The 12027-nt window shown below is 49.0% G+C and carries 9 protein-coding genes; 8 read left to right on the top strand and 1 reads right to left on the bottom strand.

The window, feature by feature from the left end:
- Positions 1–13: 13 nt before the first annotated feature.
- The 8 genes from spoT to EZV61_RS07705 all read left to right on the top strand — a co-directional run bounded on the left by spoT (position 14) and on the right by EZV61_RS07705 (position 10911).
- Positions 14–2122, top strand: a complete 2109-nt coding sequence (gene spoT, locus EZV61_RS07740) for a bifunctional GTP diphosphokinase/guanosine-3',5'-bis pyrophosphate 3'-pyrophosphohydrolase (protein ID WP_114337607.1) — start codon at positions 14–16, stop codon at positions 2120–2122.
- Positions 2123–2149: 27 nt separating this feature from the next.
- Positions 2150–2533: a RidA family protein gene (locus EZV61_RS07735; RefSeq protein WP_130566881.1), complete on the top strand. Its 384-nt coding sequence runs from the start codon at positions 2150–2152 to the stop codon at positions 2531–2533.
- 50 nt (positions 2534–2583) lie between these two features.
- Positions 2584–3276, top strand: coding sequence for a tRNA (guanosine(18)-2'-O)-methyltransferase TrmH (gene trmH, locus EZV61_RS07730; RefSeq protein WP_131414863.1), 693 nt, complete (start codon positions 2584–2586; stop codon positions 3274–3276).
- A gap of 3 nt (positions 3277–3279) precedes the next feature.
- Positions 3280–5370, top strand: a complete 2091-nt coding sequence (gene recG / locus EZV61_RS07725) for an ATP-dependent DNA helicase RecG (protein ID WP_131414862.1) — start codon at positions 3280–3282, stop codon at positions 5368–5370.
- A gap of 122 nt (positions 5371–5492) precedes the next feature.
- Positions 5493–6776 (top strand): alpha/beta hydrolase, encoded by a 1284-nt coding sequence (locus EZV61_RS07720; RefSeq protein WP_131414861.1) that lies wholly within the window; start codon positions 5493–5495, stop codon positions 6774–6776.
- Between the two features lie 14 nt (positions 6777–6790).
- Complete coding sequence (locus EZV61_RS07715; RefSeq protein ID WP_205695343.1) at positions 6791–7552, top strand: MlaA family lipoprotein; 762 nt, start codon at positions 6791–6793, stop codon at positions 7550–7552.
- A 121-nt stretch (positions 7553–7673) separates the two neighbouring features.
- Positions 7674–8198, top strand: coding sequence for a hypothetical protein (locus EZV61_RS07710; RefSeq protein ID WP_130566877.1), 525 nt, complete (start codon positions 7674–7676; stop codon positions 8196–8198).
- A 160-nt stretch (positions 8199–8358) separates the two neighbouring features.
- Positions 8359–10911, top strand: coding sequence for an AsmA family protein (locus EZV61_RS07705; protein ID WP_131414860.1), 2553 nt, complete (start codon positions 8359–8361; stop codon positions 10909–10911).
- Here the strand turns inward: EZV61_RS07705 and EZV61_RS07700 are convergent.
- Positions 10891–11799, bottom strand: a complete 909-nt coding sequence (locus EZV61_RS07700) for a bifunctional GNAT family N-acetyltransferase/hotdog fold thioesterase (RefSeq protein WP_114337599.1) — start codon at positions 11797–11799, stop codon at positions 10891–10893. The two genes, EZV61_RS07705 and EZV61_RS07700, sit on opposite strands and share 21 nt — an antisense overlap.
- Between the last annotated feature and the right edge of the window lie 228 nt (positions 11800–12027).

The following is a 12027-nucleotide window of genomic DNA, read 5'->3' as shown; positions in this document are numbered from 1 at the left end:
CAGGCGGCCACGCGTGTACCTATTCGAAGGATTGAAGGAGCAGATCTCTGGATATCTTGAACCTGCTCAAGTGAGCCAGGTTCAGCAAGCCTATATTGTCTCCCGCGATGCCCACCAAGGGCAGATGCGAACAAGCGGCGATCCGTATATTACCCATCCGGTCGCCGTGGCTCGCTTCCTTGCTGATATGCGCCTCGATCACGAGACGCTGATGGCAGCGCTACTTCACGATGTCATCGAAGATACCGAGCTTAATCGTGAAGATCTGGCCGAACTGTTTGGCTCTACGGTGGCAGACTTAGTCGAGGGCGTTTCCAAACTCGATAAGATCCAGTTCGACTCGAAAGAGGAAGCCCAAGCAGAAAACTTCCGCAAAATGATCATGGCGATGGTGGTCGACATCCGCGTCATTCTGATCAAGCTGGCCGACCGTACCCATAATATGCGAACTATCTTCGTCCTGCGCCCTGATAAGCGTCGCCGCATCGCCCGGGAAACGCTCGAAGTTTATGCGCCATTGGCAAACCGGCTGGGTATTCATAATATTAAAAACGAGCTGGAAGATTTAGGCTTTCATGCCATGTATCCAGCCCGCTATCGGGTAATTAAAGAAGCGGTACGTAAAGCAGCAGGTAACCGCAAAGAGCTGATGCGTAGCATCAAAGAAGAGATCGAAGGACGTCTGCAGGATGCAGATGTTCCTGGCAAAGCCGTCGGACGCGAAAAACACCTGTACAGCATCTATCGCAAAATGGTCAGCAAAGAGCTGCAGCTGCATGAGGTGATGGATATCTACGCGTTTCGTGTCATCGTCCACTCAATTGATGACTGTTATCGCGTTCTGGGCGTCATGCACCGTTTGTATAAGCCAAGACCGGGACGTTTTAAAGACTATATCGCGATTCCCAAAGCCAACGGTTATCAATCTTTACATACCTCATTAGTTGGTCCCCATGGTGTGCCCGTCGAGATCCAGATCCGTACCGACGATATGGACCAGATGGCAGACAAAGGGGTAGCGGCACACTGGGTTTATAAGCAAGATGGCGATCGCTCAGGCACCACAGCACAAGTTCGCGCACGCCAGTGGATGCAAAGCCTGCTGGAGTTGCAACAAAGTGCAGGCTCCAGTTTCGAATTTATTGAAAACGTAAAAACTGACCTGTTCCCGGAAGAGATTTACGTATTCACCCCAGATGGTCGCATTATTGAACTGCCAGACGGTGCGACACCGGTCGATTTTGCCTATGCCGTGCACTCAGATGTCGGTAACACCTGTGTCGGTGCCCGCGTTGATCGCAAAGCCTTTCCACTGTCACAAAAGCTGAAGAGTGGTCAAACGGTCGAGATTATTACCTCTCCAGGCGCCCGACCGAATGCAGCATGGTTGAATTTCGTCATCACCTCGAAGGCGCGAGCCAAGATCCGTCAGTTACTTAAACGGTTGCGCAGTGAAGAATCGACGGCACTAGGTAGACGTTTAATCAATCATGCATTGGGCGCTAAGCGCCTCGAAGATATTCCTGAAGCGCAGATTGAGCGCGCACTCGAAGCGCTGCGTCAGCCATCCCTCGAAGACCTGCTCAGTGAAGTAGGTTTGGGTAATGCGATGAGCGCCGTGGTCGCTCGACGTTTGTTAGGTGAATTAGACGATGCGTCAGGCACAGACAGAAACCACTTCCCGATCCGTGGTGTCGAAGGCCTACTGCTTAGTTACGCAAAATGTTGTCATCCGATCCCTGGTGACCCGATTATCGCCCATGTCAGCCCCGGAAAAGGCTTAGTGATCCACCATGAATCCTGCAAAAATATTCGTGGATATGATAAAGAGCCTGAGCGCTATTTTGCTGTTGACTGGGACGAAGCAAGGCTCGATGAAGAGCAATTTCTTGCGGCACTTCGCATAGATATTGTTAACCATCAGGGTGCACTGGCAAAATTGACCGCGCTCATTGCCAATACTGATGCCAATATCCATAGTCTGAGTACTGAAGAGAAAGATGGCCGAATTTATCTCATCCATCTGGTACTCACCATCAGGGATCGTGTTCATCTGGCCGGTGTCATGCGCCGGATCCGCGTGATGCCTGATGTACTAAAAATCAGTCGTAACCGAAACTAAAATAACAATCTTACGAAGGCAAAAAAAATGGCAAAGACCATCATTGCAACAGACAAAGCACCAAAGGCTATCGGCACCTACTCACAGGCAGTTAAAGTAGACAATACCGTTTATCTATCAGGCCAAATCCCTTTAGTACCAAGCTCCATGGAACTGATCAGTGAAGACTTCAGTGCTCAAGTCAGGCAGGTATTCGATAATTTGACCGCCGTATGCGAAGCCTCTGGTGGTTCACTGAACGATATCGTAAAGCTCAATATCTTCTTACTCGACCTAAGCCACTTCGCCACGGTTAACGAGATAATGGCCGAGTATTTCCAACAGCCCTACCCTGCGCGAGCAGCTATCGGTGTTGCCGCATTACCAAAAGCAGCACAGGTCGAAATGGATGGCATCTTAGTCACCGAATAATCCTTTTTCGCAAGGCCGCAGATGCGGCCTTTTCTTTTGTAGATTGATCCATGAACCATTCTCGATTCTCCCGCATATCCGCCCTGCTTGACCGACGCCAGCCCGATCTCACCGTGGTCATGGATGAAGTGCATAAGCCGATGAATATGGCCGCTATAATTCGTAGCTGCGATGCCATTGGCATCCCTAAAGTGCACGCCATCTGGCCAGAAAAATCGATGCGGATCTCTGGCAATACCGCCTCAGGTAGTCAGCAGTGGGTCGACGTTGCTGTTTATCAAGATGCCGAAAGTTGCTTAAGTAAGTTAAAAAGCGAAGGGATGCAGCTTGTGGTGACCCATCTAGATGCCAAAGCTGTCGACTTCCGACAAGTGGACTACACACGACCCACAGCCATTCTTGTTGGTCACGAAAAGTTTGGCGCATCAGAAACGGCTTTGGCCTGCGCCGATCAAACCATAGTGATCCCTATGCTTGGCGCAGTCCAATCACTTAATGTCTCTGCTGCAACCGCGGTGGTACTCTATGAAGCACAGCGACAACGAGAGATGGCCGGCATGTATCAACAACCTAAGCCACTAGACAGCAGGGTACGTCACCGCATGTTGTTTGAATCCTGCCATCCGATATTTGCCAAGCTGTGTAAGAAAAAAGGCCTACCCTACGCCGAGCTGGATGACGACGGTGAGATTATCGCTACAGATGACTGGTGGCAGCAGATGCGAACAAAAAGCAATGGATAGCAGATGAGCGACCTCCGCCAAAGCAAGGCATTAGCGCAGCTGAAAGTGACCGAGCTTAACGGTGTAGGCCCCAAAGTTGCGGAAAAATTGGCGAAGCTAGGGTTGGTGGTGATCCAGGATCTGCTGTTTCACCTGCCCTATCGTTACGAAGACAGAACCCGTATCTACCCTATCGCAGCCCTAATGCCCGGGATCCACGGTAGCGTCTGTGGTGAGATCATCAGTAGCGATGTCACCTTCGGTCGCAAACGCATGCTTAGGGTAAGGATCAACGACGGGGGAGGTGTACTCACCCTACGTTTTTTTACTTTCAGTGCCGCGCAAAAAAACAGTTTTGTTAACGGTAAGTGGGTGCGTTGCTTTGGTGAAATAAAACGTGGTCAGCACGGTTTTGAGATCATTCACCCCGAGTACTCCGTCGGCGAGCAAACCACGCTGCACACCATGGAACAGGCGCTTACACCTGTATATCCCACCACCGAGGGATTAAAACAGATCAGCCTGCGTAAGCTTTCAGATCAAGCCTTAGCCATGCTCAGCCGTCACGGCCTGCCGGAATTGATCCCAGCAGACTTGATGGCTCATCCTATTACCCTGAACGATGCTCTCCAGCAACTCCACAGACCGCCACCCGATATTTCATTAGAGCAGTTGGAGTTGGGGCAGCATCCAGCACAACAACGCTTAGCCTTAGAAGAGCTGACCGCACATCAAGTATCTGTACGCCAGCTAAGACAGAAAAGTGATCTACATAAGGCGCAAGCAATCGTAGCTGATGGTCGACTGCAACAGCAGCTGCTGGCTCAGCTACCATTCAGCCCAACTAATGCACAGCAGCGGGTGGTGAAGGAGATTACTGCAGACTTAGCTAAAGCTCACCCGATGATGCGGCTGGTGCAAGGCGATGTGGGCTCAGGCAAAACTCTGGTAGCAGCGATGACAGCAGCATTAGCGCTACAACAAGGTGGGCAAGTCGCACTGATGGCGCCAACGGAACTGCTTGCAGAACAACACGCGCTGACCTTGGCGGCCTGGTTCGAGCCACTAGGGATAAAGCTCGCTTGGCTAGCAGGCAAGCTAAAAGGTAAAGCCCGACAAGCGTCACTCGATGCTATCGCCAACGGCGAGGCGCAATTAGTGGTCGGCACCCATGCCATTTTTCAAGAGCAGGTGGTTTTCCACGATCTGATATTAGTGATCATCGATGAACAACATAGATTCGGTGTGCATCAACGCTTAGCATTACGAGAAAAGGGCAACAAATCATCTGGCTACCCCCATCAATTAATCATGACCGCCACGCCCATACCTCGCACCTTAGCGATGACTGCCTATGCCGATCTTGATACCTCGATCATCGACGAGCTGCCACCAGGGCGCACACCGGTTACGACTGTCGCTATACCTGATAATCGCAGAGAGGAAGTTATCTCACGGGTCAGTATGGCATGTAGCGAAGGCAAGCAGGCCTATTGGGTATGCACCCTGATAGATGAGTCTGAAGTGTTACAGTGCCAAGCGGCCGAAGAATCAGCTACTGCACTGCAAGAGCTGCTTCCCCACTTAAATATTGGCCTAGTACATGGGCGGATGAAGGCTGATGAAAAGCAGCAAGTGATGACGCAGTTTAAGTCTGGTCAGCTGCAATTACTTGTCGCTACCACCGTCATAGAAGTAGGCGTGGATGTACCGAATGCCAGCTTAATGATCATAGAGAATCCAGAACGCTTAGGGTTGGCGCAGCTACATCAACTACGTGGCCGCGTTGGCCGAGGTAGTGTCAGCAGCCATTGTGTTTTGCTTTACCATGCACCGTTGTCAAAAACAGCCACTAAACGTTTAGGTGTACTACGACAAACCAATGATGGCTTTCAGATCGCCCAGCACGATTTAGAGATCCGCGGGCCAGGGGAACTGTTAGGCACCCGGCAAACCGGACTGGCACAGCTTAAAATAGCCGATTTGTTGCGAGATCAGGGCCTCATCCCGATGGCACAGCGGATCGCCGAGCAGCTCCATTCGCGATACCCAGCCTATCTATCACCACTGACGCAGCGTTGGTTACAACAAGAGTTGGATTATGGTGCCGTTTAACAATTACACAAAAAATTAAATATTTCGTTACATTTACCTGTTTTTATTCCGAAAAATCTACATACTAAGTAAAGCTATTCAGAAGAAATAGCTCCTCTTTCCAATGCATGCGGAATAAAAATATGAAAAGGATACTGCTCGTCGGAGCGATGTTGCTGCTGTCTGGCGCTTCATACGCCGCCGAAAACTACGATTTCCCATTCACCGACCCATTCAAAGCCACCGTATTTGGTACTCCGGCAGCTTATAAGGCTGATCTTCCGAAAGATGATGAGATCAATCGTGAAGTTCTCTCGCTAGATATTTTTCCGGAACGCGAAGTTCCTGAAGTTTTTTGGTATCAAGAAGAATTTGAGTATTCGGTCGTATATCAAGAGAAACCCGCGCCATTAGTTTTCTCCATCGCTGGTACTGGCGGTAAATATAATGGCGGCAAGATGAAAGCGCTGGAGAAAGCGTTTTTCAAAGCTGGCTACAACGTTATCTCTATCACCTCACCAACCCACGCCAGCTTTATTGTTGCCGCATCAGAATCACAACTCCCTGGCGACTTAGCCAATGACGCGGAAGAGATCTACGGCGTGATGCAAAAAACACTGGCTCACGCAAAAGATGAGCTAGGAGACAAGCTGCAGGTCACTGACTTCTATCTAACAGGTTATAGCTTGGGCGGTGCCCATTCCGCTTTTATAAGCAAGTTAGATGAAGAGAAAAAAGTGTTCGACTTTAAGAAAGTCTTTCTCGTTAACCCCCCTGTTAGCCTCTACAACTCCGTCATCATTCTTGACGGCTATGTTGAGTCGGTCGGCACCGCTGCCGTCAAGCAAACCATAGACAGCATTTTTAGACGCCTCGGCGAAAACGTATCTCATGCTGACCGTGTCGAATTAACCCCCGATTTCATTTATAAAATGTTTGTCGCTGCAGGCGTTAATGATGCAGAGCTGGCACAACTTATCGGCCTAGCCTTTCGCCTCAGCTCAACCGATATGATTTTTGCGATTGATGTGATGCAAAACTGGGGCGCGATTACCTATAAAAACCATGACATATCTAAGCATGAGAGTATCAGCCACTCATTTGCTCGCGGCGCACAAATAGGTTTTTTGACCTACTTTGAACAAGCCATGGTACCAATAGCTGAAGAGAAAGATCCCAGCATGGATCGTACCCAAATGATCAACCGTCTCAGTTTAACCAGCCTGGCTGGCTATCTGATGTCAGCAGATAAAATTTCTGTAGTCACCAACGCTGATGACATTATCCTAGCAAGCCCTGACCTTGCGTTTCTCACCAAAACCTTTGGTGACCGAGCGAAAATATATCCCTACGGTGGCCACTGCGGCAACATGGACGAAAAAGTCTGGGTTGAGCATATGCTGGCCTTTTTCGCGGCTGAGAAGTGAGCAGGGAGCAAATAATGATGAATAATATGAACCATATACGTAATGCATTGCTCGTTTCTGTTGCTCTGTTACTGGGGGCGTGTAGCGCCACTCCAGAACTAGAAGCTGATGCGGTCGAGCCGAAGTTGCCGATGCCAGCTCCGCCTGCAGATCCAGATGAGAAAGGAATTTCTTACAGTAACGATCCTTGGGAAGGCTTTAACCGTCGCTCCTACTACTTCAATGCCAAAGCCGATGAGTATGTGATCTTACCCATCGTCAATGGTTATCAGTGGATCACTCCTGATATTGTGGAAACAGGCGTAAGCAACTTCTTCAGTAACTTGGGTGAACTGACCACCTTTATGAACTCGGTATTACAGTTAAAGGGTGAGCGGTCAGCGACAACTGCCTTTCGCTTTGTGACTAACACCACCATCGGCTTGCTCGGTGTTTGGGATCCGGCAACAAAGATGGGCGTTTACAAAGAAAGAGAGGATTTCGGCCAAACGCTGGGGCACTGGGGCGTAGGTGCTGGGCCTTACTTTGTTATCCCTTTACTTGGACCATCAAGTGCACGTGATGCGTCAGGTCTATTGGTCGACACCTTGGTGTTCAATGCCATCATTAGCGAACTCGACATGAAAAGTGAAGAGGAGTTAGCACTCACTCTGATGCGGGCCATTGATACACGGAAGAATATTCCATTCCGTTATTATGGTTCAGGATCTGCGTTCGAATATGAGCTAATCAGATTCCTATACTTCAACGCACGTGAAATCGCCGTGAAGCGGTAATCGTTCTAAACAATAAACATGGCCGCTATCGCGGCCATGTTTGTTTTTTGACCAAGCTATTAAGCTAAGGTATTATCAAGGCTGTACAGGAAGTACCACACACGGAAGTAAGGAGTGCACAATGGATATGTGCGTAATCGAGCAAAAAACCCTCTCACTGATACAACATACCGCCTATCGCTGCCTATTTTGGCTTGCCTTAGTCACTTTATTTTCTTTATTTGGTGAAGCCATCGACGGCGCAATTAGCCTGTCGGACCTATCTTTTACTCTCAATTTTGTTATCCCCTGCGCACTGCTGGCATTGGTGTATATCGGCTTAGCACTGATCAGCAACAACTATGGCCAGGAACTAAGACTTATATGGAATGGGGCGCAACTTCAATACGACCGTTATGGCCAGTCACAGATCTTTTTACCTAGCCAGATACGCATGGCAAAACTGGAAGGAAAGGTCACTCCACAGCTGACCTTGTACTTATCAAATACGGACAGTCCGCGTCGACTCTCTTTAGAAGGGTTACCTTTAGCCGAATGTGAAGATTTACTACAGCAGCTTTCGTTTCGAATCGAGTCCAGTGAGAAAACAATGTTGCGGTCAAAAGCTGAAGGTGAATCGCTAGCGAATAACGTCAGTTTGGCGTGAAGCCTGCGAGACCCTTGGATAAAAATCGAAATAGGCTAAGCATACCTTTCCCTGCGATTGCCTATTTCTCTTTTAAAACCATACAGTTTGCTTTGTTTATTGGCGAGTCACCTAGTTTTTAACGCTATACTGACTCAATATATCCAAAGATAGTCTTGCCATGAATATTCGTCGTTTAGTTAAATGGACTGCAGCCACCCTCATAGCCGTGCCGATATTAGCTATCGTGGCTTTCTTGCTTTGGTTTAAAGGGGATTATTATCGCGGTCATTTAGAACGCCTGGTGACAGACAACACACCGATTGCTCTAACAATTAATGCCCCCGTCGAATACTCTCTCACAGATCCCTATCTGATCACTTTGCGCGCCCTTGAATTTAGCTTCAACTCGAAGCCAATTTTAACGCTTGATCGTTTTGCCCTGCGGATTGACGAACTTTCCCTATTAAAACGAGCAGTTGTTATTGAAGGGATCAGCGTAGACAGACCCGCCTTGGATATGAGTCCAGAGCAGTTAGAAGACCTGCTTGCAGCATTTGCAGAAGGGAAAGAGGCTGAGCCACAAGGCCAATCCAAAGAGGAGTTATTGCTCCCCTTATCAAGTTTGTCCCTGAAACAACTAAATATTGATGGCCTATCACTACGTTGGGAAGATCTTAAGCAACCTATTCGACTTAAAGAGCTCACTCTCGCAATCACCAACTGGCAGGTAATCCAAGAAGCTAAACTGTTACCCACAAATTGGCAGCTAGCGGTCTACCTATTTGCAGAGGAGGTTACCTGGCAACATGTTTCAGCTGAAGATCTAACGCTGCACGCACTCATGGATGAACACAGATTTCGCATAACAGATGCCAGTGTGCAGATCTTTTCCGGACAAGCAACTCTCGCTTCCAGCACGGTATTAGATGCAGGGTTTGCTACCACAATACACAGTGCTACCGTTGAGCAGATAACCTTAGATGACGCCCTGTTTGGCCCTTTACTGTCATTAGAGCAGGACACGAGCAATGCCGAACCAATGCCTGAGCGCCAAGACAAAGATCTGTTAACCACGATTTCACTCCCCATATCCACGTTCAATATTGAAAATCTTGAGATCAGCGAATTAGGTCTAAATAGTGAGATCCTTGGACAAGGATTAGCACTCAACAACTTTTCTCTCAACGCGAGAGATATGGTTCTGGTCAATGATTATAAATTCGATCCCGCAGTGATCAGCGGTACTGTCGAAGCAACATTTGATCGGCTGATATCGCAGCAACATCAACTCGACAATCTTATGGCCGAGTTAGGTTTATCCAACGGTACCCTGCTGTTGAACAAGCTTGAAGCGGAGCTGCTAAATGGTTCGTTAAGCCTTGTGGCAAAAACCCAACTCGCCGACCACCTGCAAACAGAAATCACCTTATTACAATTAAAAGATCTGCAGATTAGCGATACCTTGTGGGCACAAACAACTCCGCCAGCAGATGAAACGGATGAACCAACAGCGACGGTAGACGATGAACCAACGGCAATGCCATTGAAGGGCCTATACATCAAACAAGTCGAGGTTGAGCGCCTGCAATTAAACTTAACTCAGATGGAGCCCCAGGTAGCTGCAGATTCCCTCAATATGAGCTTAAGTAATTTGGCTCTCATCGAAGATTTTACGCTGGCAACTTACCCCGACCTGTTAGCTTTGCCATTTGCACTAACGCTCACAGGTGCCAACATTTCATCCGCTGATAGGGAGATAGATGCCACAACCATCGCCGTCAAAGGGGGTCAGCCGTTTGAAATTTCAAAGTTTAATATTGAGAGTAAGCAAGGCACGGTGGCAGGTCATGGGACCATTGAAACGCAGGACAGTACGTTACCATTTGAACTGACATTGGCAGGAAAGCAGCTGGATCTTACGCTGCTTGATCCTCTCGATACTGGTTACCCTCTGAGCGGCAAAGCACAGCTGGATGCCTCGCTCACTGGCTCGGCAGTTTCCAGCGATGCTTTATTAAACTCTCTCACCGGCCCTGTGCATCTGAGCACTGGCCGAGCCACCATGTACAACATCGACGTTGATATGACTTTACAGGGCTTTCTCGACAGTCAGGAGCTCACACTTACCGATGTAGGCGCATTTGCGTTACTTGGCCCCATCGGACTCGCGGTGAGCAAAGCTAGCGCTGTCAGCAGTGCCGCTGCTGGCGCACTGGCAGGTGGAGAAACGCAGATAGCCGAGACGGACATCAATATCAATTTTAACAGCGGAGTAATCGACTTTGGCCCCTCGGCCATTGCCACAGAGAAACACCGCGTTGCCCTTTTTGGCGATATCGATCTACCAAAGCAACGTTTTGACCTATTGCGCACCACCGTATTGGATGATGAAGCCTGTGTGCGGCTTGCGCGAAGTATCGATGGCCCCTTCAGTAACCCTGATGTGCAGGTCGCCAGTGCTATCACGGGGACGGTAACCGGTCTATTCAGTGGCGCATTCTCGGGCACAGAGAAATACTTTGGCGATGGTTGTGAGCCGGTCTACAGCGGCCCAGTAAAATCACCAAAGCCATTCGATTTCGAAGCGAATGCAGAAAAATTAGTACAGCAAGAAAATGACCTTTTAAAGACACTACCTGCAGCAGCCCAACGTGCCGAAGAGGAGATGAAGAAAGCCATGTTTGAGATTATCCAGCAGGCAAAAGAGCAATCAACTGATACCAGCGGATAGCACCAAATATTCTCCTTTAAACTGTGCAGCTAAGGGCTGCTTGCTATCTTCCAGCGTCACCGTCACAGACAGATGCGCCTGCTCGCCACGTCGCAGCGGGTGCACACTGCCCTCAACTTCCGCTCGACTTACGTAAGCGGTAGGCTCCTCCGTCAGCGGACGCAAATGGCGAATTTCACCGTGGCTTAAAGCGATACTACCGGAAAGCCCTTGCTCTTTAAGCATCATGTAGATCATCCCCCAGCCAGTTAAACAAGCTTGAGAATATGCACTACCGGCAAACAACGTACCGTGCAGATTAATGTTGGCGTTAAACGCGGCACGAGTTTCAAAGCGCTCACCGCTATACTCAATGATCCGGATCCCCAATGCTTGACTGATTGGAATGCCATCACGCCATATTTTTTGTAGTTCCTCACACCAATCAGCGTGGCGGGTACGATCATTCAGTGCAGGGAGTTCCTTCAGCATTTGCTGGTGATGGATCTGGCCAAAATGGGTTGGCCCCTCGCCAACTGCTTGATACCCCTGCTTCTCATAAAATGGCAATGCTTGCTGCCTTGCGTTGAGCACGATACGTTTCAGTCCCAATTCACGCGCTAACTGTTCCAGCGCGAATATCACCTGAGAACCCAGGCCACTGCCTCGCATATCGGGATCCACCGCCATATGGCGTAACTGCCCTTCATCTGCACTACTTTGGTAAAGCCGTCCAACGGCACGGGGGAGCCCCTGTTCGTCAACTAACATGCGATGATGGGCGTAAGGATCAAATTCATCCTTTTCCGAGCCCTTCGGCAGCTGAAACGGTGCCCTCATTACTTGCCAGCGAAACTCAAAATAGCGTTCAAGCTCTTCATCTGTCTTTGGCTCAATTAAGGTAAACATGGCCCCGCATCCTTGAACTCGTTTTGCACACCGACACTGATGCACAGTTATATTTGAGCACTTTTTATCCGTGCTTTTGCCGATGGAGTCAATCAATTTGTTTTCTCTGCAGATCACACAGCAATGCGACCGAGTAATCGAGAGCCATGCCACGCTTTCAATGGATAAGGCTTGGTAAGGCCTTATCTCAGGACTATGCTCGGTATCATATGGCAACGTTAGAGCAGA

Source organism: Corallincola luteus, assembly GCF_004336975.1.
Lineage (GTDB): Bacteria > Pseudomonadota > Gammaproteobacteria > Enterobacterales > Neiellaceae > Corallincola > Corallincola holothuriorum.
Note: the sequence above shows the minus strand (reverse complement) of the source record. Positions and strands in the feature narration are given on the sequence as shown.